Here is a 23,253-nt window from a genome sequence, read left to right as displayed (position 1 = left end):
AACCCCCGGTTCCAACCCGACCAATGACGCTGATCCGGCACAAGCGCTAGAATCCCGACCTTCACCGCGCCCTGGAGCGAAGATGGACATCAAGCAGCTGAAATTCCTCATCGCCCTCGACGAAACCCGCCACTTCGGCCAGGCCGCGGCGCGCTGTCATATCACCCAGCCGACCCTGTCCATGCGCCTGCGCAGCCTCGAAGAAGAGCTCGACCTGCCGTTGGTCAATCGCGGCCAGCGCTTCGAAGGCTTCACCGCGCCGGGCGAGCGCGTGTTGGCGTGGGCACGCACGGTGCTGGCGGCCTACGACGGCTTGCAGGCCGAGGCCGCCGCCTGTCGCGGCAATCTGGTCGGTACGCTGCGGTTGGGCGTGGTGCCCCTGTCGAGTTTCGATCCGCTGCCGTTGATGCAACGCCTGCATGCCGAACACCCGAACCTGCGCTTTGAACTCTCAGCCCTGAGCTCCGAACAAATCCTCGAACAACTGGCGAACAATCGCCTGGACCTCGGCGTGTCTTACCTGGAGCGACTGGACAACGAGCGTTTCGACTCCCTGGCCTTCAGCGAAACCCACATGGGCCTGCTCTACGATCAGCGCTTCTTCAGCTTTGGCGAGGCGCCGTTGAGTTGGGAGTCCTTGATCGAGTTGCCCTTGGGCATGCTCACCAGCGGCATGCACTTTCGCCAGTCCATCGATCACAACTTCCACAGCCGCGGCCTGACACCCCAGCCGCTTCTGCAAACCGACGCGGTCCACCAATTGTTACAAGCGGTGCACGGCGGCCTCTGCTGCGCGGTGATGCCGTTGGATGGCGGCCTGGAAAACCTCACCGATCACTTGCGTCTGCAACCCATCGAAAACGCCAAGACCCTTGCCCGGCTTGGGCTGATCATGCGTCGCAGCGCCCCGCGTTCAGCGCTGGCCGAAGCCTGCTTTGCGATCTATCAGAAATCGCTGACAGCTTCTTGATCGATGTCATCTATCGGTAGATCGGTATAAGCGATTAGACGCGACATGTTGACGCGCCTAGGCTTAAAGCTGACTAAACCGTCGGTGATGCCCATGAAAGCCAAGCGCCCTGCCTGCGCGGCGCCCGCCTCTGAAGCGCCCGCACCCGCCGCCAGCCAGACCTACAGTTACAGCGACCTTCAACAAACCGAATCGGCCAGCACCGCGCTCGCCGAAGAAGTCGCGTTGGCGATCGCTTATAACGGCATCAGTCAGGCGGTGATGCTGGTAACGCCGACGGACCTCGAAGATTTCATCGTCGGTTTCAGTCTCGGCAGCGGCATCATCGAAGACGCCTCTGACATCTATGACCTGCAACTCAGCGGCTCGGGCTCGGCGCAATACGCGCAAGTGACCATCGCCAACCGCGCGTTCTGGAACCTCAAGCAGCAGCGTCGGCAAATGGCCGGCACCAGCGGCTGCGGGCTCTGCGGCGTGGAAGCGGTTGAACAGGCGTTGCCAGACCTCAAGGTATTGCCCGGCGCCCCATTGCCCCCCGCCGAATGGCTCGATGGCTTGCGCCAGCGCATCGGTGCGTTCCAGCCTCTAGGTCAGTACTCCGGCGCAGTGCATGCGGCAGTGTTCATGAACGGTCAGGGCGAATTGCTGCTGGGCCGCGAAGACATCGGCCGGCATAACGCCCTCGACAAACTGATTGGCGGGCTCATCCGCCAGAAGATCCCGACTGAAGGCGGCCTGGCGATTGTCACCAGCCGTTGCAGCCTCGAATTGATTCAAAAAGTATTGCGCGCCGGCATCCAGACCCTCGTCAGCCTGTCGTCGCCCACGGGCCTTGCCGTGCAATGGGCCCGTCGCCACAACCTCAACCTCATCCATCTGCCCCAGAAGAATGCGCCGCGGGTCTACAGCCCGGCATTGGAGAATCAAGCGTGAGTCAACACCGTCAAGCCGACCAGAAACCCGTCCCTCGCTACAAGCCCTACAAAGGCCCGGCCGGTGGTTGGGGCGCACTGGCCAGCGTTGCCCGGGCCTGGTTGACCAGTGACAACGCGCTGAAAAACCTGCGCATGATGCTCAAAACCAACAAGAACGGCGGGTTCGACTGCCCCGGTTGCGCCTGGGGCGATTCCAACGAAGCCGGCATGGTGGCGTTCTGCGAGAACGGCGCCAAAGCGGTGAACTGGGAAGCGACCAAACGGCGTGTCGACGGCGCTTTCTTTGCTAAACACAGCGTCAGTTCGTTGCTGGAACAGAGCGACTATTGGCTGGAGTATCAGGGTCGCCTGACCGAGCCATTAAGCTATGACGCCGAAACCGATCGCTACAAGCCGATCAGCTGGGAAGCGGCGTTCGCCTTGATCGCCAAGCATTTGCAGGGCCTGTCGAGCCCGAATCAGGCCGAGTTCTACACCTCGGGCCGCGCCAGCAACGAAGCGGCGTACCTCTATCAATTGTTCGTGCGCACCTACGGCACCAACAACTTCCCCGACTGCTCGAACATGTGCCACGAGGCCAGCGGCGTGGCGTTGGCGCAAAGTGTCGGTGTCGGCAAAGGCACCGTGACCTTCGACGACTTCGAACACGCCGACGCGATTTTTGTCTGGGGCCAGAACCCGGGCACCAACCATCCGCGGATGCTCGAACCATTGCGCGAAGCCGTGAAACGCGGCGCGCAGGTGGTGTGCATCAACCCGTTGAAAGAGCGGGGCCTGGAACGTTTCCAGCACCCGCAGCACCCGATCGAAATGCTCACCAACGGCGACAAGCCGACCAACACCGCCTACTTCCGCCCGGCGCTGGGCGGCGATATGGCGGTGCTGCGTGGCATGGCGAAATTCCTGCTGCAATGGGAGCGCGACGCGCAGAAGGCGGGTGAGCCGGCCGTGTTCGACCACGATTTCCTCAATGAGCACAGCGTCAACGTCCTGGAGTACCTGGGCACCGTCGACGACACTTCCTGGGAGCAGATCGTCGAGCAGTCCGGCCTGCCCCTGGTGGAAATCGAGCAAGCGGCGCGCATGTACGCCAAAGGCAAGAACGTCATCATGTGCTGGGCCATGGGCATCACCCAGCACCGCCACTCAGTGGCAACCATCCAGGAAATCGCCAACCTGATGCTGCTGCGCGGCAACATCGGCCGGCCGGGCGCCGGCCTGTGCCCGGTGCGTGGCCACAGTAACGTGCAGGGTGACCGGACGATGGGCATCAACGAACGTCCGCCAGTGGCGTTCCTCGATTCCCTGGAGCGGCGCTTCCAGTTCAAGGTGCCGCGTGAAAACGGTCATAACGTGGTCGAGGCGATTCATGCCATGGCCGAAGGCCGCGCCAAAGTCTTTATCGGTCTGGGTGGCAACTTCGCCCAGGCAACCCCGGACAGCCCGCGCACCTTCCAGGCCCTGAGCAATTGCGACCTGACCGTGCAGATCAGCACCAAGCTCAACCGCAGCCATTTGGCCCACGGTAAAGATGCGCTGATTCTGCCGTGCCTGGGCCGTACCGACATCGATATCCAGGCCGAAGGCGCGCAAGCGGTGACCGTCGAAGATTCGTTCAGCATGGTCCACGCCTCCAACGGCCAGTTGCAGGCACTGTCGAACCAGATGCGCTCGGAGCCGTCGATTATCGCCGGCATCGCTGCCGCGACCCTGGGCAGCAGACCGGTGGACTGGAACTGGCTCGTGGCCGATTACAGCCGCATTCGCGATCTGATCGCCGATACCATTCCGGGCTTTCGCGACTTCAACGAGAAGATCAAGAATCCGGGCGGTTTCTACCTCGGCAACAGCGCCGGTGCACGCAGGTGGAACACCCCGTCCGGGCGCGCCAATTTCCGCCCGAACGCCCTGCCCAAGGACCTGGTGCACGAACGCACCCGCGCCACGGGCGTGTTGCCGGACCTGATCATGCAATCGATGCGTTCTCACGATCAGTACAACACCACGATTTATGGGCTGGATGACCGTTACCGTGGCGTGAAGGGTCAGCGGGATGTGTTGTTCGTCAATGAAGCGGACATCATTCGCCTGGGGTTCAAGCCTGGGCAGAAGGCTGACATCGTTTCGATCTGGGATGATGGACGTGAGCGTCGAGTGAAGGGGTTTACGCTGCTGGCGTTTGATATTCCTGCGGGGCAGGCGGCTGCTTACTATCCAGAAGTGAATCCACTGGTGCCGCTGGAAAGCACCGGGGATGGCAGCCATACGCCAACGTCGAAGTTTGTGGCGATCCGTCTGGAAATGGCGAGTGAGACCGGGTTGATTTTGGCCAAGTCGGCTTAACGGGACGGCAGGTCTGGCCTCTTCGCGAGCAAGCCTCGCTCCTACAGGATCGGTGTCTTACGCATTTTTTTTGTACATGACACGAATCCTGCAGGAGCGAGGCTTGCCCGCGAAGGCGTCCGACATGACAACACATGATCGGGCCCCTTTCGGTACTTTCCAATCGCCCACAAAAAAGGCCGCTTTTTCACAAAAACGGCCTATCCGAAGTAGCTAAAGACCGGCGAAAAACCGTTAAGTTCCGCCCAAAAAACAGCAACTTATAGAAATGTGCTCAAGTCGTGTTACTCGTCGGATTTCGATTGTCACAACCCCGACACAGCCTCAGGATCGCGCCGTCATCCCCTTGAGGTTCCTCTATGAAGTTCTCCTCGATTCTCTTGTTGTCCCTTGGCCTGGTCAGTGGCTTCGCTTCTGCCGGAGGCACCACCGAAGCAGGTGTGGGCGGCGCATTGGGCGGGGTTCTTGGCTCGGTCGTCGGTCAGTCGCTTGGCGGTAATACTGGTTCCACCATTGGCGCGGCCTTGGGCGGCGCGGGTGGTAGCGCAGTCGGCGCAGACAAACGCAGCCGTGGCGAAGCCGCCATTGGTGGTGCGTTGGGCGCAGCAGGCGGTAACGTGGTCGGCCGCAGCATGGGCGGCACCACCGGCAGCCTGATCGGCTCCGCAGCAGGCGGCGGCGCCGGTGGCGCGCTGGGTAACTACATGGGCAACAAGAGCGATGAAGACGATGATCGTCGCTCCTATCGCGGCGGCCGCGATGATCGTCGCTACTACCGTGACGGCCACCCGGGCCGAGGTCATGCCTACGGTCATCGCAAACATAACAAGCACTATCGTCATCATTGAGGCCTGAACGGCTTCGCTGATCGATAGATAAAAAATCGCAGCCCAAGGGCTGCGATTTTTTTTGTCCGTCAAACCACCAGACGCTCCAATGCACCACGCAATCCGGCAGGGATCGCCACCGGCTGATTCGACGTCCGATCCACAAACACATGCACGAAGCGCCCCGCCGCGCAGGCCTCGTCTTCCCCGGCCTTGAATACCGCCAGTTCGTACTGCACCGAGCTGTTACCCAACTTGCCCACCCGCAGACCGATCTCGATCCGCTCCGGAAAGGCGATGGAGGCGAAATAATCGCAAGACGAACTCACCACAAAACCCACCACCTCGCCGTCATGGATATCCAGGCCACCGATTTCGATCAGGTAGGTATTCACTGCCGTGTCGAAGAAGCTGTAGTAAGTGACGTTGTTGACGTGACCGTAGGCGTCGTTGTCGTGCCAGCGGGTGGTGATGGGCTGGAAGTGCGGGTAGTCGGTGCGTTGGGGCATCGGGTTGGACATCGTGTCGATTCCTGGAGTTGGATTGCCAGTCTAAGGCGAATACCGCGCTGTATTCATCGCGAGCAGGCTCGCTTGTATGTTTAGACTTGAAGGGGTGGGCCACCGAGATCCCTTGTGGGAGCGAGCCTGCTCGCGAAAGCGCCGGCACAGGCGCTGCATCAATTACTTGTCAGCAAACCCTTTACCCATCAACTCCAACTCACCAATCAACCGCGCCGGCTTCCAGTGATCGCCCTGGCGAGCCTCCAGCGCCATCAACCGCTGATGAATATCCGCCAGCCCTTGCTGATCCGCCCACGCCATTGGCCCGCCCTTGTCCGCCGGGAAGCCATAACCGTTGAGGTACACCAGATCAATGTCGTGCGCCGACCCCGCAATACCTTCCTGAAGGATCTTCGCGCCTTCATTGACCAGCGCCAGCAGACAGCGCTCGAGAATTTCCTCAGGGCTTATCTCACGACGCTGGAAGCCAAGCCCTTCGCTAACACTTAGCACCAGCGCATCGACTTCAGGGTCGTGTTCTGCCTGTCGACTACCCTGCTCATAGTGGTAATAGCCATTGCCGCTCTTCTGACCAAATCGGCCCAGTTCGCACAGACGGTTATCCACCTGAACCTCAGGCGCATCCTGGCCTGTGCCTGCCAGTTCCCGAGCCCGCCATCCCAGGTCGACGCCCACCACGTCGTACATGCGAAACGGCCCCATGGCAAAACCGAAGCCTTGCAACGCCGCATCCACCTGATAGGGATAAGCGCCCTCAAGCAGCATCTTGCGCGCTTCAAGCACGTAGGTATTGAGCATGCGGTTGCCGATGAAACCCTCACAGTTGCCCGCCACCACGCTGACCTTGCCCATGCGCGTGCCCAGCTCCAGCGCCGCATCGAGTACGGCGGGCGAAGTCTTCGCACCGCGAACGATTTCCAGCAATTTCATGATGTGCGCCGGGCTGAAGAAGTGCAGCCCCAGGACCTGAGCCGGACGGCGAGTCGCCGCGGCGATGGCGTCGATATCCAGCGCTGAAGTGTTGCTGGCCAGAATGGCTTCGGGTTTGAGCAGCCCGTCCAGTTCGCGGAAAATCTTTTGCTTGAGCTCCAGGTTTTCGTAAACCGCTTCGATCACCAGATCAACCTCGCGGATCGCCGCATAATCAGCCGCTGCCGTGACCCGAGCGATGCGCGCATCCGCCTCGGCCTGATCGATGCGACCCTGGCGCACATTGTGCGCGTAGGTGTCCGCCACGGTAATCAGCGCCTGTTCCAGCATCTGCGGGTTGTTATCGACCCATTGGACCGGCACCCCGGCATTGGCCAGGCACATGACAATGCCACGGCCCATGGTGCCCGCACCAATCACGGCGGCGCGCTGAATGTTGAACGGTGTCTGGCTCATGTTTGCTCTCTTGTTGGCGATCCAAAGACAGTCCTCACCATAGTCAGCCGCTGGGCATTTTTGAAATTTATTCCTGTGATGAGGGACATTCAGCGGATGGATCGAAAAAAGTCGCCGTAAATTCGGGAACCGACCTGTGCGCACCTTGGGTGAATGTGGGCTTCAGCGGAGCGTTAAGTTATGATCCGCACAGCCGAACCTGCCTATCGGCGGATGAATATATCGCGGCCCTTCGATTAAAGTTTCGCCAGGCTAAATACAAAAAAGTAACAATCTGCTGACTGGCTACACCACTACAACTATTCAGGCCCGGAGGCATCGCGTGAGTATCGGAAAAATCCCGTTCAATCGACCTTATATGACAGGTAAGGAGTTTTATTTCATTGAACAGGCGAAGCTCGGTAATGTGCTCGCTGGAGATGGTCCGTTCACCAAGAAATGTCACCGCTGGCTCGAAGAAACAACCGGGTCTGTCAAAGCGCTTTTGACCCACTCATGTACTGCTGCTCTTGAAATGACCGCGTTGCTGCTGGACATCCAGCCCGGTGACGAAGTCATCATGCCTTCCTACACTTTCGTCTCCACCGCCAATGCCTTTGTTTTGCGAGGTGCGGTGCCTGTATTCGTCGACATCAGAGAAGACACTCTGAACCTCGACGAACGCCTGATTGAGGCAGCCATTACGCCCCGCACGAAGGCGATAGTCCCAGTCCATTACGCAGGAGTTGCATGCGAAATGGACACCATCATGGACATCGCTCGGCGGCGCGGCCTGAAAGTCGTGGAAGACGCCGCTCAAGGAGTGATGGCTAGCTATAAAGGGCGAGCCTTGGGGAGCATCGGTGATTTAGGTGCTTTCAGCTTCCACGAGACCAAGAACGTGATTTCCGGCGAAGGCGGAGCGTTATTGGTGAATGACGACGACCTGGCGTTGCGCGCTGAGATAATTCGGGAAAAAGGCACTGATCGCAGTCGATTTTTCCGAGGAGAGGTCGATAAATACACGTGGCAAGAGGTAGGTTCTTCTTTTTTGCCCGGAGAACTGACGGCAGCGTTCCTGTGGGCACAATTGCAAGAGGCACAATCAATAACCGCCCAGCGCCTGGCGAGTTGGCAGCATTACCACGAACTGCTAGCCCCCTTTGAACAGAAAGGTATTTTACGACGTCCGATAGTGCCGGATGAGTGCCAGCATAACGCGCATATGTATTACGTATTGCTTGATCCGAAATTTGACCGTCAACACGTATTGACCAGGTTGAAACAAAACGCCGTAGATGCGGTATTTCACTACGTTCCGTTACATTCCTCTCCAGCAGGACAGCGCTATGGACGAGCACACGGACCACTGACGGTGACCAACCAACAGTCGGAACGTTTGATAAGACTGCCAATGTGGGTAGGGCTCACCGAACAGCAGCAAAACAAAATTGCCGACTTGTTATTGAATGCGACCAGCAACTAATCAACAAAAATATATCATGGGAGAGGCCGCCTTATAGCGGTGCACCTCGACATTCAAAAAGTGTCGCATTCTCGTTATAAAGCAGCAGGCGCATTGCCCGCTCACAACTGTACCGCTTCACCCACAAGGCCGTAACTATGTACAAAATGACAGAACGAACCGCCTCCATAGTTATCGGACTATTTTTTTTTACATTGCTGTCCGGGATTGTCATACCCGTCTACTCTGACGAAATTGTGTCAAAGTGGAGTGTGTCGAGGTTTTTTCTTGAAGACCAACATTTGGTGTCTTTCTTTCCACAATGCTCGACAATGTCCGACCGGGCTGTCTCCTGGGTCTTTTATCCCGCCGCTGCATTGATTTCGACGATATATAGCAACCTGAGCCCTCTTGGGACGAGATTAAGCGGGATTGTTTTAACACTGGTTTGGTTTGGCCTGCTTACATTCTGGTGCTTTAAGCAAACAAATGAAAAATCCGGCATGACACGTCTTGCCGGCCTTATTGCATTTTCATCACTAGGCGTATTGCCATATCTATTGGTCCTGTCTCGCTCCGAACAGTTTATGACATTGCCTATTCTGGTTTTTTGTTTAACCGCGTTTTATTTTAAAGCCGAAAAAACCGTGTTTAAACAATGCCTGGGGGCATTGCTGCTGACATTTATACTTTCCTGTTTTTTTTATGTCCATCCAAAAAGCCTGTTCTTCCTCCCTTTTTTATTGGTCGCCCTGTGGTTGACCACCGAGACTTATCACACGCTAATCCGTTGCGCATTGCTCGTCTATGCGCTGGTGCTGTTTGCTCAAGTACTCCACGAATCGAACGCTATTGCCGCTTGTACAGATGCACCTGCAATGCAAGCGTTACTGGCTGCCAACACACTGTTGCCAGGAATGTTATTCTCTGCACCGCTTGATTTTATCAACGCAGCGTCAAACAACCTTCTGAATTTCCCGGACAAACTACTTTTACATTTGACCTTCAATCCGGTTTCGCAATCGGGTTGGCTGCCGCCGATTGAAAGCAGTGACAGCTTTTTCCTGTACTTGAACTTCGTTATCAAATATCTGCTTTACGCCTTTATCATCGGCACGCACCTTGCTGGCTTATTGATCTTTATGATCAACATCGTAAGAAGAAAGTTATCCGCACCCGTCTTTCTGGCCGCATTGCTGGCATCCGCCGACATATTCAATGCGCTTTTCTTCAATATTCAGAATTTCTACGCAGCTACCCAATTTTTACCCATCGCCATCATCCTGGCCGCTTTGTTATTGCATAACATCATCATCCCAAAATGGCGTGGATACTCGGCTGTTGGTTACTCAGCCATCTTGATCATTTCCATCCTTTCGATGATGACGCTCTTATTAGCAGTATTTCCCGCCACGCTAAAAAACTCTGCGTCTGCGGCAGCAACGCTGCCTGGCCAACCCTTGTCCATTCCGGTTTTCAATACCCAATCCCACTTGAAATCCATTGAGAAGCTTGGTGCATCCTGTGGTCTGCCTCCGGACAAAACACGAAATATGGTTGTCGATCACATGACGTATTTCGCTTATATGAAAGCGAAAAACCCCATACATGTTCTTTATGTATCCGAATATGGCTTCGGCGGCGACCTGTCAAATGGTCGACTATTGCCCTTCTTGAAAAAACTGAAAAGTCCTGGTGTCATTTCACGCTGCGAATGGATGCCATTGCAGTTTCGTAATGTACAAAAGAGTGATGACATGGGTTATTGCTGTGTGAACCTGGACGATTTATAAATCATGCATTTTATTCATTTAAGAGGCGTCTGAACGAAATGAAAAAAATCGCTATCGTGCAATCCAATTACATACCCTGGAAGGGTTATTTCGACATGATTGCCGCTGTCGATGAATTCATTCTCTATGACGACATGCAATACACCCGGCGTGACTGGCGCAACCGAAACCAGATCAAGACACCTCAGGGTCTGCAATGGCTAACCGTGCCCGTTAAAGTCAAAGGCAAATACCACCAGACAATTTTCGAAACCGAAATCGAGGGTTCCGAGTGGGCGTCGGTTCACTGGAAATCCTTGCAGCAAAATTATCGCCGTTCGCCGCACTTCGAAGAGATTTCAGCCTGGCTTGAACCTCTCTTTAGAGGTCCCTACACGCGGCTGTCTGACCTCAATAGAGCCTTTCTCGAGCGCATCTGTACCTATCTGGGGATTACGACGGTCATCAGCAATTCTTCGGACTATACGTTGAGCGACGGCAAGACCGAACGCCTGGCGGACCTCTGTGTGCAGGCTGGCGCCACCGAGTACATTTCCGGCCCGGCAGCACGGGATTACGTTGAGGCCGATGTGTTCTTCGACCGAGGTATTCAGCTAAGCTGGTTTGACTATTCCGGCTACCCTGAGTATCCGCAGCTCTGGGGAGATTTTTCTCACTACGTAACCATTCTTGATTTGTTATTCAATTGTGGGAAAGAAACGCCTAACTTCATGAAATTCATACGCCAATGAAACTATCAATTGTAGCGACGCTTTATCAATCAGCTGCTTACCTGGCTGAGTTTCACCAGCGAGCAAGCGCTGCCGCACAAAAGCTGGTTGGCGATGATTATGAAATCGTCCTTGTAAACGATGGCTCACCCGACAACAGTCTGGAAACCGCAGTGCGTTTGACCGAGCAGGACGGCCACGTCGTGGTTGTCGACCTGTCGCGCAATTTCGGCCATCACAAGGCGATGATGACCGGCCTGGCACACGCCACCGGTGAGCGCATATTTCTGATCGATAGTGATCTGGAAGAAGAACCGGAATGGCTGCTCACGTTCGCGCAACAAATGGCAGAAGACCAAAATGACGTGGTCTATGGCGTGCAGGAACGACGCAAAGGCAATTTTCTGGAGCGTATCAGCGGGCGCTGGTTCTATGGCTTGTTCAGGCTACTCACGGGCCTCAACCTTCCAGAGAACATCGTGACTGCACGATTGATGACCCGTCGCTATGTGGATGCATTGCTCAGCCATCAAGAACGTGAAGTGTTTATGGCAGGCCTGTGGCACATCACAGGTTTCGTTCAAAACCCTCGCCTCATAAAGAAACACAGCACTAGCGAAACGACGTATACGCTGCGCCGGAAAATGTCCTTGTTGGTCAATTCCGTCACCTCGTTCAGCAATGCACCATTGATTGGCATTTTTTATATTGGCCTGGCCATTTCACTGTTGTCTTGCGTTTACATCACTTATCTACTGATCATTAAATTGACGCTGGCCACGCCTGTAGATGGTTGGACATCGGTGATGGCCTCTATTTGGCTGTTGGGCGGGATGATCATTTCTTTTATAGGTGTTGTCGGCATTTATTTGTCGAAGATATTCTCTGAGACCAAACAGCGCCCCTATACCATTGTGAGGCAAGTTCATGGAAAGCGATAAAACCGAACTTTTGTCTGAAGTTGCCGAGTACTACTCCTCGAAACTTGCCGAGCACGGCGAGACGCCTCAAGGGGTGGACTGGAATGGTAAAGAAGGGCAGTACCTGCGGTTTAAGCAACTCAACAACATCATTGACAGCGAAAAGCCCTTTTCCATCAATGATGTCGGCAGTGGCTACGGTGCGTTCTACGACTTTTTGCAGGAGCGACACAGCGCATTTTCCTACGACGGCATCGATGTGTCTGAAGACATGGTCAATGCCGCAAGGCTGCGTTACAACGGTCAATCCCACGTACAGTTCCATGTCGGCAGCGAACCCATGCGCACCGCTGACTACGGAATTGCGAGTGGCATTTTCAACGTCCGCCTGGGCAGAACAGATTTAGAGTGGTCCACTTACCTTGAAGGTGTACTCGATACGCTCGACAAGACCAGCCGATTGGGATTCGCCTTCAATTGCCTGACGTCCTACTCCGATGCCGACAAGATGCGTGAATATCTTTACTACGCTGACCCTTGCAAACTGTTCGATCTTTGTAAACGTCGTTATTCGCGCAATGTGGCGCTTCTTCATGATTATGATCTCTATGAGTTCACCATCCTGGTGAGGAAACAACCATGAAGAAACCGTTGATTATCTTTGGAGCGGGCGATATTGCACAACTTGCCCATTATTATTTTTCCTCGGATTCAGACTATGAAGTTGTCGCGTTTACTGTTAACGCGGCGTACGTCACCGACCCGACATTTTGCGGGCTTCCTGTATGCGCATTTGAGGAGCTCTCTACGCAGTATCCGCCAGATCGATTCGAATTGTTCGTCGCATTGAGCTACTCGAAACTCAATGCTGTGCGCAAAGAAAAGTACCTTGCCGGCAAGGCAATGGGCTACCGGTTTGCAAACTTTATCAGCTCTCACGCAACGGTTTTGAATGAAGGACGTATCGGAGAGAACTGCTTCATTTTCGAAGACAACACCATCCAGCCCTTTGTCACCATCGGCAACAACGTGACGCTGTGGAGCGGTAATCATATTGGCCATCACTCCACGATCAGGGATCACGCCTTCATTGCCTCCCACGTGGTGGTTTCTGGAGGCGTCGACATCGGTGAGCAGTGCTTTATCGGTGTTAACGCAACGCTGCGCGATCACATCAAAGTCGGTGAACGGTGCGTCATCGGTGCAGGTGCCTTGCTCTTGAGTGATGCCGAACCCGAGGGCTTGTACGTCGGTTCAGCGACTGAGCGCTCCAAAGTGCCAAGCACCAAGTTGAGGAAGATATGACCCCTCACTGGAAAAAACTGGGACTGCTCTACCGCCCCCCATTACCGGACGGCATCCAAAGCTTTTGACTCACGTTGCCAATCCCTTACCCGTTTTGCTTGAAGGCGACGTTTATCGGATTTATTACAGCGGAAGAGACGCCAACAATCGGTCCTCAGTGGGCGCGGTTGATGTCAACATCATCACTCGCCAAGTGATCTGTGAACATAACGAACCGATGTTTGTGCATGGCAACGAAGGAAGCTTTTTTGCAGATGGCGTCAGCATCGGCAATTGTTATGAGGCCGACGGCATTCGGTACATGCTATTTATGGGTTGGCAAAACCCAGCAGCCGGCCATTGGCGTGGTGATATCGGTCGACTGATCGTCAATGCGGATCTCACGTTGAAACTTGAGAGTCAGGTGCCTTTCATGGGTGCTGATGCTACCGATCCCATTAGTCTTTCCTACCCTTGGGTGATGCGCCGTGACAGCGATGGTTACGATATGTGGTACGGCTCAACCGCAAATTGGGATGCCGGCAATGGAGAAATGCTGCATACCTTGAACTACGCATCCTCTACCGACGGGCATCATTGGAATCGGCGAGGATTGGCGGTTCCCTACGTTATTGGGCAAGCACAAGCGTTCTCGAGACCAACAGTCATAGGCTCGACAGAAACCGGGTTTGAAATGTGGTTTTCTTATCGAAGTGGTGCGGGGGAATCCTACAGGATCGGGTATGCGCGCAGTAATGATGGTCACGCCTGGCAGTTGGATTTGAACGCTTGCGGCATTGATGTCTCGGCTGATGATTGGGACTCGGAGATGATCGAATACCCCTACGTGTTTATCCATAAAGACCAACGTTACATGCTCTACAACGGTAATGGTTATGGCAAATCCGGTTTTGGTCTGGCGGTTTGGGTAGATGCGTAAATCACTAGGCAAGCTCCCCAAGAAAAAGACAATTATCGAGTTAGTGCGTTACGGCGTAATCGGTCTGATAACTAACTTTCTAGGCTATTTGATCTATTTGTTGATTATCTATTATGGCGGCACACCGAAAATCACGATGAGCGTACTCTACGCGGTGGGTACCGCCATCAGTTTTATCAGTAACCGAAAATGGACCTTTTCCCATGATGGCAATCTGATGAGTGCTGGGGCGCGTTATATTTTTGCGCATAGCCTTGGGTATGCCTTGAATTTGTCCCTTCTAATCATCATGGTGGACCATCTCGGCTACCCGCATCAGTGGGTCCAGGTATTTTCCATATTTGCCGTTGCCGGTTTTCTTTTCCTGATGTTCAAGTTCTTTGTATTTCCAAAAAAACTGATTAATCAACGAGGCGAGGCATAGCTGCTCGCAACCATGCCTGCGCCCCCTCATTTTGACAAAGCCACTTCTGCCCAAGCCCGCACATCGGCATATGGATAGTTCTCCAGCGTCGCAAATCCGGGAGTCGCTCGCGCCTTGAGCTTGGTAAACAGCGGCACGCTGATCCCGCACAAAAATCGCGTTACGCGTTCAGCCGACGGCACATTGCCGGTGTGCTGTTCATGCCTGTGGATAAAATCATCGCACAGCGCTTCAAAGTTTTTATCCACAAGCGCCGGCAATTCCGGCGGCGATGGCAGTCGCGCCACGTGCCCATGACACACCGAACAATGTCCACACTGACGAGGCGCGTTTTCATCGCCGAAGTACTCGGCCAGGCGATAGCCCAGGCAGTGGTCGGTGGCAAACAGATCCAGCATCGCGTGAATCCGAGCAATCTCGGTACGTTCGTGCTGGGTGAAATAAGCGTGCAGTTCGGCGCTCAGTGCCTGACTGTCGACATTCGCTTGCAGCAGGCTGTAGACCTCGGTCATCTGCTTGCTTTCCAGCTCGACCCAGCCTTTCTCCTGGAAATAATCCAGGGCCTTGACCACCCGGTTACGCTCGGCCTGATGCTGTTCATAGAGCGCGTCGAAATTCACCGTAGCCCAGGTCCGCGCACGGCTGGAAGTCTGAATGATGGCTGCAACGAAGTCTTTTCGCTCGCCCTCGAAGCGGGCCAGCAAGGCTTCCGGCTCTTGCAGATACTTGAAGCGGTATTCGGCGTAATAGGCGTAACGCGGAGCAATCAAGCCACGCAGCTCGAGTTGCACCAGCAAAGTCTTGAGCGGCAATTGGCGAATGTTGCTCTGGTCCGACAAGGGCCCCAACAGAAACTCCCACTGCCCCTCTGGCGCGGCAGCTTGCATCTCATCGAGCACACAACGAATGCCGTCCAGTTCCGGCGTGTCGCCGTAGACGAAGTTTTCCAGCACGTTGAGGCTGTCGCGATTGGCCAGCACCAGGCAATCGGATGGCTGCCCGTCACGCCCGGCACGGCCGATTTCCTGGCTGTAGTTTTCGATGGATTTGGGCAGGTCGAAATGCACGACGTTGCGGATATCGCTCTTATCGATCCCCATCCCGAAGGCAATGGTGGCGACGATGCAATTGGACTGCCCGCCCATGAACCGTTTTTGAATGGCTTCGCGTTGTTCGTGGGGCAAACCGGCGTGATAGGCCTCGGCCTGTATGCCGTTACGGCCCAGGTGTTCGGCGATGTGCTCGGCGGTTTTTTGCAGGGTGACGTAGACGATGCTCGGCTGGCCAGGACGTTCGCTCATCCATTCGACCAGACGTCGGCGCTTGTCCTGACCGCGTACCGGCTCGACCAGCAGATTGAGGTTCGGCCTGTAGAAACCGGTGGTCACCACATCTTCGGGTGCGATGGCGAATTTGGCCTCCATGTCCGCGATCACTTTGGGCGTCGCAGTGGCGGTCAGCAGTAGCGCCTGCGGAATGTTGAACTGGCGCTGGTAGTCGGGAAGCTTGAGATAGTCGGGACGGAAATTGTGGCCCCACTCCGAGATGCAGTGCGCCTCGTCCACCACCAACAACGAGATGGGCACCTGCTGCAGGAAATTGCGAAAGCGCTCGTTCTTCAGGCGCTCCACAGAGATCATCAAAATCTTCAGTTCGCCGGACCTGGCCCGGGCCATCACATCACTTGCGTCGTCCCGACTCTGGGCCGAATCGATGCTGCCCGCCGCAATGCCATGGCGTTGAAGGAACGCCAACTGATCTTGCATCAACGCCAGCAGCGGCGAGACCACCAGCGTCAGGTGCGGCAGCAAAAGCGCCGGCAATTGATAACAAAGGGACTTGCCTGAGCCGGTGGGGAAAATCGCCGCTGCCGAACGCCCGGCCAACACCGCGCTGACCGCCGCCTCCTGGCCGGGCCGAAACTGTGGATAACCGAAAACCTGTTCCAGGGTGTTGTGCATAAGCTGTCACTCCGTTGACCGCTGCGAAGCCCAAAGCCTAGCCGGCAAACGCAGCGAGTCGAGAAAAGGTCGGGGACCAAAACGATACGGGATGATACAGCGGATGCAACCTGGACACGGCAAGGCATGAGGGTTGGGTAGCGTTCAGATCGCTATCGCGAGCAGGCTCACTCCTACAGGGAAATGCATTTCAAAATAATGTGGGAGCTAGTCTGCTCGCGAGAAGGCCAGAGCAATCTCCGCAAGACTTTCGAGAGCCCTCAGGGCACCAACACCGCCACACGCAATTGATCATTCAGCGCTTGCTCGTGAACGGTTTGGCTCTTGCTCACCCAAACCGCATGGGCCGGGCTGATTTCCCCCGTGAACGCCGCCGCCAACTGACGCAAATCGGCGACGCTTCGCACGCGAGGGCAGAAGGGTTCGCCGTCGCAGTTCTGACTGGCGCCGCGGTAGGTGATCAGTAACCGATCCCACAACCCGTCACGCACTCGCCTGACCGACTTGAGCTTTACATCCTGCACGCCCAGTCGCTGTTTCAGACTTTGTTCGTCGAGCATTTCGCTGGCCAGCAGCGCCTTACTGAACATCAATACTTCGGCGCGGGATGCGGTATCCACATTGGCCTGGCTTGTCATCGCATCTGGCCAACCGGTGCGATCCACATTGGCGAGGATCAAAGAGTTATCCGTGTCAGCTGCGCCCGCCAAACGACAAACACCTGCCCACAGCAACAAAATCGAGGCCATACGTAGCCATTGCATACCTAATTCCCTTTAAGCATTGAACAGACGTTTTCGAAACGTCCTACAGATTCTGGCGCGCACCATACAGAGGATTGCTGCGTTGCGCCTGACAAACATGTAGGAAATTCGACTTCTAGGGGATTTGCTGAAAAAAGCCTCGGGGTACACGTAGGCAAAAAGCCACAACGCAAGTAAATCCCCTACAAATCCCGTCCATTTGCGCTGTATTGCGACGCCAGGAAGTACGCCTCTATAGTTTGCGTCGCCGCTGAAAATAGGACGGACCTCATGCAAGACCGCTATCGCCCGCTCAAAACCCGCTACAGCGAATCGCCCGTGTTGGTCATCGACACCGAGGCCGACCCTCACGAAATCCTCGACGCCGCCCACCAACGTCTGCGCGCCGCCAGCGACCTGCTCGAAACACTTTACTGCCTGTGCTTCAAACAGGCGGATGTGAAGGATATTCCTCACATAGTGAATGCACTTTATTTATTAACGCAGGACGGCTGCGAACTTCTTGAAGTTGCAAGACAACGAACAGAACTTTAAAAACACAAATACAGAAACAACTAACTTCTTCAACTTGCAAATAACAAACACTAGTCTGCAAGCTCTTAAACCCATCAAGAGCACTACAATGACTACATTAACTATTTTCTTCTGCGGCACCGGTTCGACCAAATTCGACAACCAGAACCCGACTTACTGGAACGGCGAACTGGTCTCGACACTGGCTTCCCATCACGGCGGCCGCGAATTTGCCGAATGGATCGTGATTGACGGCCCCGGCACCAGCAACCTGCAAGCCGACGAGCTGTTCACCAAATCCGGGGACTACGGCCTGAGCGGCACGCTGTTCGGCAAGGGCTGGGAAGAAAACGTCAAACACGCCATCAACATCATCAAAGGCAAATGCGACTGGGAACGTGAAAAACTGACCGAGGCTGAATACAACCGTCTCAAGGCTGCCGGAATCCCTATTGAAGATGTGATCGTCGAAGGTTCCTGGTTGTGGCGCAAGTACAACTACGGCGACCGCAGCGTGACCCAACAGAAGTTACAGGAACAAATCATCAAAACATTCCGCAAGGACGGCGTTATTCCAACCAACGTCAACTTGGTAGGCTGGAGCCGCGGTGGCATTAGTTGCCATATGCTGGCCAATGCTATGTTCAAGGACAGCGCACTGAAGAACATCCCGGTGAACATCTTTGCGATAGATCCGGTGCCGGGCATCGGTAACTTTCAGGAAGAAAAAGTCAAACTGAATGCCAACGTAAAAGAATACGTCGGCTTCTACGCCCGGGACGAACGCTCCAAAGGCTTCAGCTGCGTCATCCCGCAAACGGCCACCGGCACCCGCACTCACATCTACCCGATGCCCGGCCGCCACGGCACGCTGGTCGGCAACGCCGCCGCCGATGGTGTCAGCGGCCCTAAAGCGCTGGCCGAACCCGGCCTGATCGTCCGCCACTTTGCCGAAGTGTGCTTGAAACGCTGGGGTGTGCCGCTGAACAAAACCACCAACCTGACCCCGACCGACCTGCAAAACCACCACAACGCCATGGCCAGCGCCGCCGCGAAATACAAAGCGATGGAAAAGTGCTCGTACACCTTCTTCACCGAGCTGGACCAGGGCGAACGCTACGTTTCGCTGGGCAGCAACGGGGTCAAGTTCTCGGCAGTGAAAGGCACGATCTATGCGCCGGCGACTGGGTTGACCACTGGCCTGCAGGATGTGGGGGCTTATAAGCATATTGGTTGAGTGGTTGGGGGGCAGGTTCAGGCCAACCTTGATGATTCACGACCGAGCATTTCTGATGAGGACGCGATGAGGCTGATGGCGAAAAAACGCGAGAAATTGCGCCGCGGAAAATTCCTATGGAAAGGGCCTAGCCAAGGTTCGGCCAGGTCCTACAAGCGGAGACTCTTTGTCGTCTATCGCTGCTTGATGGCTCGTATCTATAGTCGTGACTGTCGCTGACAAATCAGCGACCGGGCTTGGTCACCCGATGGAATACATAAACGCGTCCGTTGTATGCTGCCGGCACTCAAGTGTCTGCACGCTATATGGTGGCTGTGTTTGGGACGCCTTTAGGCGTGCCGGCCTTTATGGGTTCCAACGGTTGACCAACCCGAACACAGTCCGCCTCCATCGCTTGGTCACGATGGTAGTGGCTTCATCTAATGCATTTGAGAATACATAAAATGAATACATGGAACCCGTCCACAACCGATCGCTACCTACCACTGCAAACCAACCTAACCGATTCCCCGCCCCTGATCATCGACACAGAGGCCAACCCCCAGGACATCCTCGAAGCCGCCCTCCAGCGCATCCGAGCCTCCAGCGACCTCCTCAAAACCCTGCACTGCGTTTGCTTCAAACACGGCGACGTCGAAGATATCCCCCACATCACCCACGCGCTCTACCTCTTGGCCCAGGACGGCTGCGACCTGCTCCAAGTCGCCCAACAACGCATGATGGGCTGGAAAGCACCTGCCTGACGCCGAATGAAAAGATCGTTCCCACGCTCCGCGTGGGAATGCCTCTACGGACGCTCCGCGTTCGGCACTTGGGACGCAGAGCGTCCCGGGCTGCATTCGATCAAGCCTTCAACGCCTGAGACAATCGTGATGTCTGAATTAACGTTCAAACACAAACAAGCGCACTACGAAAAGGTGTGCCGCTCTAATTACCTGGCCAGTCTGCATTTCGCTGGTTTCGACACATCACCGGCAAACCTCGACAAACCACTGCCTAAGCGAGAAGAAGCGCTCGCCAAATACCAACAAGACAAACCGTCACAACCCGCTCCCGCCCTTCCCCACAAGCCTGCCGATCAATAAGATCCATCCAAGCCCAACCGGACACCCCCGCAATGAACCTCTCCCCCAACTTCCCCGACGACCAAGTCATGCACCTGCTCATGCAGCTGTTGCACGAAGAGCTCGGCCTGCCCGAACGCAAAACCATCAGCCTCACCACCTCGATCAACTTCGACCTGGGCTGCAATGGCGCTGATGCGCGGCATTTGATGGAATCGCTGGAACAACAGTTCGGGATCGACCTCGATGACTACGACGCCTATCGCTACTTTCAGCCCGAAGGGTTTGATGTGCATCTCAAGCGAAAGGCAAAGGGTCGCGGTGACAAAATCCCGCTGACCATCGGCATGCTTTACCAAGCGATCAAAATGCAACGGTGGGATACGCAGCAACTGGAAGGCATCGAGCCCAACACATAAGTGCCATTATTCTGGTCGTTTAGCGCCAACACAGCTGGAATATTGGCAGTTGTGAGTTGGATGGTGAAACCAAACGCCCACAAAAAAGCCGCCCTCAAAGGGCGGCTTTTTCATTCGCTAAATCCAAGCCTTACAGCTTAGGACCTGCAGCCTTGATCGCGTCGCTCACTTCAAACTTCTTGAAGTTCTCAACAAACAACCCAGCCAACGCCTTGGCCGCTTCATCATAAGCAGCCTTGTCAGCCCAGGTGTTACGTGGGTTCAACAGGCCAGTCTCAACGCCTGGCACTGCCAACGGCACGTCCAGGTTGATGGTGTCGAGGTGCTCGGTTTCTGCACCGATCAACGCGCCGCTCTGGATCGCTGCAATCACGCCACGAGTGGTCGGGATGTTGAAGCGTTTGCCAACGCCGTAGCCGCCGCCGGTCCAGCCGGTGTTGACCAGGTAAACCTTGGAGCCGAAGCCGCGGATGCGCTTGATCAGCAGTTCTGCGTATTCGCCGGCCGGACGCGGGAAGAACGGTGCGCCGAAGCAGGTGGAGAAGGTCGACTTGATGCCGCTGCCGGAACCCATTTCGGTCGAGCCCACCAGCGCGGTGTAGCCGGACAGGAAGTGGTAGGCCGCTTGTTCTTCGCTGAGGATCGACACTGGCGGCAGTACGCCGGTCAGGTCGCAGGTCAGGAAGATCACAGCGTTTGGCTCGCCACCGAGGTTCTTCTCGGAACGCTTGGCAACGTGCTCCAGCGGGTAAGCGGCGCGGCTGTTCTGGGTCAGGCTGACGTCGGCGTAGTCGGCGTGCTTGGCATCGTCGATGACGACGTTTTCCAGGACGGCGCCGTGCTTGATGGCTTTCCAGATGACCGGCTCGTTCTTCTCGGACAAGTCGATGCACTTGGCGTAGCAGCCGCCTTCGATGTTGAAGACAACGCCTTCGCCCCAGCCGTGTTCGTCGTCACCGATCAGGTAACGGCTTTCGTCGGCGGACAGGGTGGTTTTACCAGTGCCCGACAGGCCGAAGAACAGGGTCACGTCGCCCGCTTCACCGATGTTGGCAGCGCAGTGCATTGGCAGCACGTCGGCGGCCGGCAGCAGGAAGTTCTGCACCGAGAACATGGCTTTCTTCATTTCACCGGCGTAACGCATGCCGGCGAGCAGCACTTTTTTCTGGGCGAAGTTGATGATCACACAGCCGTCGGAGTTGGTGCCGTCACGCTCTGGAACGCACTCGAAGTTGGCGACGTTCAGAACTTGCCACTCTTCACGACCGGCCGGGTTGTACTGAGCCGGGTTGATGAACAGGCAACGACCGAACAGGTTCTGCCAAGCCGTCTGGGTGGTCATTTTCACGGCCAAGTAGTGCTCTTCAGCCGAACCTACATGGACGTGGGAAACGAAATGTTCTTGCGCGTTGTTGAAGGCCTCGACGCGGTCCCACAGGGCATCGAACTTGTCGGCCGGGAACTTGCGGTTGATCGGGCCCCAGGCAATGGCGGCCTGAGTGGACGGCTCTTCAACGATGAAACGGTCGACTGGCGAGCGGCCGGTACGGTGACCGGTGCGAACAACCAGTGCGCCAGTGTCGGCAAGCTCGCCTTCACCGCGATTCAGAGCTTCTTTTACCAGATCATCAACACTCAGATCGGTGTACACGGCGTTATTGGCTTGCGTCATGAGATTCCCCGTCGGCCAGTGGCCGAGTGTGCTCCAAACGTTTTGTAGTAGAAAGTCGTGCACTACTACCGCGACAAAAAGTGGGCCGGATTATGCCAGAAACGCCCAAAAATAGTAGGGCCCTCCCGTCAGAACGGCGTTATTCCGGCGCTATCCAGTGAATTTACCTGCGCTGAACCGTTTTAGTGCCGGGTATCTGACGGTGTCTCGACACCCGCACCGGCGAACAATTGGGTGATATCGGCCGCGTCAAACAGGTAGCGCTGGTTGCAGAACTGGCAATCGATCTCGATGTTGCCGCCGTGCTCGATGACCAGCGCCTGCGCGTCTTCCATGCCCAAACTGACCAGAGCATTGGCCGAACGTTCTCGCGAGCAGCTGCAACGGAAACGCAATCTCTGCACATCGAACAGGCGCACCTGTTCTTCATGGTAGAGGCGATGAAGCACGGTTTCGTTGTCCAGGCTCAGCAATTCGTCGGCGGTCAGGGTGTTGCCCAGCGCGGTGATGTGCTGCCAACTGTCCTCGCGTTCTTCCTGGTCTTTCAAGCGGTCGGCAGGCAGTTGCTGCAACAACATGCCGCGGGCGCGACGGCCATCGGCGTACAGCCAGAACCGGGTGCCAACCTGTTGCGACATGACGAAGTAGTTGGTGAAGCACTCCGACAGGGTTTCGCCATCCAGGTCGACAATGCCTTGGTAACGCTGACCCTGAGTGGGGTCGACGGTCAGTGCCAGCACGCCATTGGGCATCAGGTCGGCGAGGGTCGCGTCGGGGGCAATCCGGTCGGCTTCGTAACGGGCCAGGCCACGGATTTCACGCTCGCTGGAGCACTCGATCATCAGCAGCGGAATCGGACCGTCGGAACGGGCCTGAAGAATCAGCAAGCCATCGAACTTCAACGTGCCGACCAGCAACGACGCAGCCGCCATCAGTTCGCCGAGCAGTTGCGCGACCGGCTCCGGATACGGGTGTTTGGCGAGGACTTCAGCGTAACTCCGTTCCAACGAAACCAGCTCGCCGCGGGTGTCGCTGTCATCGAAGATGAAGCGTTGGGTGTAGTCGGTATCCGGTAGATCGGTCATAGGTCTGGGTTCTGAAGTAATGACAAAATGGTTACAAA

23 protein-coding genes are annotated in these 23,253 nt (G+C 55.8%); 17 read left to right on the top strand and 6 right to left on the bottom strand.

Annotation, left to right across the window (positions count from 1 at the left end; all coding sequences use genetic code 11):
- Window positions 1–82: 82 nt before the first annotated feature.
- From HP062_RS22185 to HP062_RS22170, 4 genes are all read left to right on the top strand, one after another.
- A complete protein-coding gene (locus HP062_RS22185; RefSeq protein WP_083375272.1) occupies window positions 83–970 on the top strand; it encodes a LysR family transcriptional regulator in 888 nt (295 codons plus the stop codon).
- A gap of 93 nt (window positions 971–1,063) precedes the next feature.
- Window positions 1,064–1,903 carry a formate dehydrogenase accessory sulfurtransferase FdhD gene (fdhD, locus tag HP062_RS22180; RefSeq protein WP_154502599.1) on the top strand — a complete coding sequence of 280 codons (840 nt, stop codon included), beginning with the start codon at window positions 1,064–1,066 and terminating at the stop codon, window positions 1,901–1,903.
- Window positions 1,900–4,248, top strand: coding sequence for an FdhF/YdeP family oxidoreductase (locus HP062_RS22175; protein ID WP_172792033.1), 2,349 nt, complete (start codon window positions 1,900–1,902; stop codon window positions 4,246–4,248). The genes fdhD and HP062_RS22175 overlap by 4 nt, the downstream gene beginning before the upstream one ends.
- 359 nt (window positions 4,249–4,607) lie before the next feature.
- Window positions 4,608–5,096 (top strand): glycine zipper domain-containing protein, encoded by a 489-nt coding sequence (locus HP062_RS22170; RefSeq protein WP_010464721.1) that lies wholly within the window; start codon window positions 4,608–4,610, stop codon window positions 5,094–5,096.
- Between the two features lie 68 nt (window positions 5,097–5,164).
- Here the strand turns inward: HP062_RS22170 and HP062_RS22165 are convergent, their stop codons facing one another.
- Together HP062_RS22165 and HP062_RS22160 are read right to left on the bottom strand one after the other, a co-directional pair.
- On the bottom strand, window positions 5,165–5,596 hold the full coding sequence (locus HP062_RS22165; protein WP_010464723.1) for a thioesterase family protein: 432 nt from the start codon (window positions 5,594–5,596) through the stop codon (window positions 5,165–5,167).
- Between the two features lie 162 nt (window positions 5,597–5,758).
- Entirely contained in the window at window positions 5,759–6,985 is a 1,227-nt protein-coding gene (locus HP062_RS22160) for a 3-hydroxyacyl-CoA dehydrogenase (RefSeq protein ID WP_172792032.1), read from the bottom strand.
- A gap of 322 nt (window positions 6,986–7,307) precedes the next feature.
- Between HP062_RS22160 and rffA the strand changes: the two genes are divergently transcribed.
- The 8 genes from rffA to HP062_RS22120 all read left to right on the top strand — a co-directional run bounded on the left by rffA (window position 7,308) and on the right by HP062_RS22120 (window position 14,500).
- On the top strand, window positions 7,308–8,450 hold the full coding sequence (gene rffA / locus HP062_RS22155; protein ID WP_010464728.1) for a dTDP-4-amino-4,6-dideoxygalactose transaminase: 1,143 nt from the start codon (window positions 7,308–7,310) through the stop codon (window positions 8,448–8,450).
- A gap of 137 nt (window positions 8,451–8,587) precedes the next feature.
- Window positions 8,588–10,222 (top strand): hypothetical protein, encoded by a 1,635-nt coding sequence (locus HP062_RS22150; protein WP_172792031.1) that lies wholly within the window; start codon window positions 8,588–8,590, stop codon window positions 10,220–10,222.
- 38 nt (window positions 10,223–10,260) lie between these two features.
- Window positions 10,261–10,953: a WbqC family protein gene (locus tag HP062_RS22145; protein ID WP_172792030.1), complete on the top strand. Its 693-nt coding sequence runs from the start codon at window positions 10,261–10,263 to the stop codon at window positions 10,951–10,953.
- Entirely contained in the window at window positions 10,950–11,873 is a 924-nt protein-coding gene (locus tag HP062_RS22140) for a glycosyltransferase family 2 protein (RefSeq protein WP_172792029.1), read from the top strand. Before HP062_RS22145 ends, HP062_RS22140 begins: the two co-directional genes overlap by 4 nt.
- A complete protein-coding gene (locus HP062_RS22135; RefSeq protein WP_010464736.1) occupies window positions 11,860–12,495 on the top strand; it encodes a trans-aconitate 2-methyltransferase in 636 nt (211 codons plus the stop codon). The genes HP062_RS22140 and HP062_RS22135 overlap by 14 nt, the downstream gene beginning before the upstream one ends.
- The gene (locus tag HP062_RS22130; RefSeq protein WP_010464737.1) at window positions 12,492–13,157 is read left to right on the top strand and encodes an acetyltransferase; all 666 of its coding nucleotides are present in this window, start codon (window positions 12,492–12,494) and stop codon (window positions 13,155–13,157) included. The genes HP062_RS22135 and HP062_RS22130 overlap by 4 nt, the downstream gene beginning before the upstream one ends.
- Window positions 13,158–13,221: 64 nt before the next feature.
- Entirely contained in the window at window positions 13,222–14,076 is an 855-nt protein-coding gene (locus HP062_RS22125; protein WP_256665870.1) for a hypothetical protein, read from the top strand.
- The gene (locus tag HP062_RS22120) at window positions 14,069–14,500 is read left to right on the top strand and encodes a GtrA family protein (protein ID WP_172792028.1); all 432 of its coding nucleotides are present in this window, start codon (window positions 14,069–14,071) and stop codon (window positions 14,498–14,500) included. Before HP062_RS22125 ends, HP062_RS22120 begins: the two co-directional genes overlap by 8 nt.
- Window positions 14,501–14,526: 26 nt before the next feature.
- Here HP062_RS22120 and HP062_RS22115 read toward each other — a convergent pair whose 3' ends face one another.
- Window positions 14,527–16,461, bottom strand: a complete 1,935-nt coding sequence (locus tag HP062_RS22115) for an ATP-dependent DNA helicase RecQ (RefSeq protein ID WP_172792027.1) — start codon at window positions 16,459–16,461, stop codon at window positions 14,527–14,529.
- A 260-nt stretch (window positions 16,462–16,721) separates the two neighbouring features.
- Window positions 16,722–17,225 (bottom strand): polysaccharide deacetylase, encoded by a 504-nt coding sequence (locus HP062_RS22110; protein WP_172792026.1) that lies wholly within the window; start codon window positions 17,223–17,225, stop codon window positions 16,722–16,724.
- A gap of 270 nt (window positions 17,226–17,495) precedes the next feature.
- On the opposite strand from HP062_RS22110, the gene HP062_RS22105 reads away from it, so the two are divergent.
- The 5 genes from HP062_RS22105 (at window position 17,496) to HP062_RS22085 (ending at window position 20,458) form a co-directional block, all read left to right on the top strand.
- Window positions 17,496–17,759 carry a hypothetical protein gene (locus HP062_RS22105; RefSeq protein ID WP_010464748.1) on the top strand — a complete coding sequence of 88 codons (264 nt, stop codon included), beginning with the start codon at window positions 17,496–17,498 and terminating at the stop codon, window positions 17,757–17,759.
- 88 nt (window positions 17,760–17,847) lie between these two features.
- Window positions 17,848–18,975 (top strand): hypothetical protein, encoded by a 1,128-nt coding sequence (locus HP062_RS22100; protein WP_172792025.1) that lies wholly within the window; start codon window positions 17,848–17,850, stop codon window positions 18,973–18,975.
- Window positions 18,976–19,418: 443 nt separating this feature from the next.
- Window positions 19,419–19,718 carry a hypothetical protein gene (locus tag HP062_RS22095; protein WP_010464752.1) on the top strand — a complete coding sequence of 100 codons (300 nt, stop codon included), beginning with the start codon at window positions 19,419–19,421 and terminating at the stop codon, window positions 19,716–19,718.
- A 129-nt stretch (window positions 19,719–19,847) separates the two neighbouring features.
- Window positions 19,848–20,060, top strand: coding sequence for a YhfG family protein (locus tag HP062_RS22090; RefSeq protein WP_077747504.1), 213 nt, complete (start codon window positions 19,848–19,850; stop codon window positions 20,058–20,060).
- Between the two features lie 32 nt (window positions 20,061–20,092).
- Complete coding sequence (locus tag HP062_RS22085; protein ID WP_077747503.1) at window positions 20,093–20,458, top strand: DUF1493 family protein; 366 nt, start codon at window positions 20,093–20,095, stop codon at window positions 20,456–20,458.
- A gap of 130 nt (window positions 20,459–20,588) precedes the next feature.
- Here HP062_RS22085 and HP062_RS22080 read toward each other — a convergent pair whose 3' ends face one another.
- Window positions 20,589–22,130 carry a phosphoenolpyruvate carboxykinase gene (locus HP062_RS22080; RefSeq protein WP_077747502.1) on the bottom strand — a complete coding sequence of 514 codons (1,542 nt, stop codon included), beginning with the start codon at window positions 22,128–22,130 and terminating at the stop codon, window positions 20,589–20,591.
- A gap of 182 nt (window positions 22,131–22,312) precedes the next feature.
- Window positions 22,313–23,215: an Hsp33 family molecular chaperone HslO gene (gene hslO / locus HP062_RS22075; RefSeq protein ID WP_083375279.1), complete on the bottom strand. Its 903-nt coding sequence runs from the start codon at window positions 23,213–23,215 to the stop codon at window positions 22,313–22,315.
- Window positions 23,216–23,253: the final 38 nt, after the last annotated feature.

It is taken from the genome of Pseudomonas sp. B14-6 (assembly GCF_013260315.1).
Lineage (GTDB): Bacteria > Pseudomonadota > Gammaproteobacteria > Pseudomonadales > Pseudomonadaceae > Aquipseudomonas > Aquipseudomonas mandelii.
This window is presented reverse-complemented; position numbering and strand designations above follow the sequence as displayed.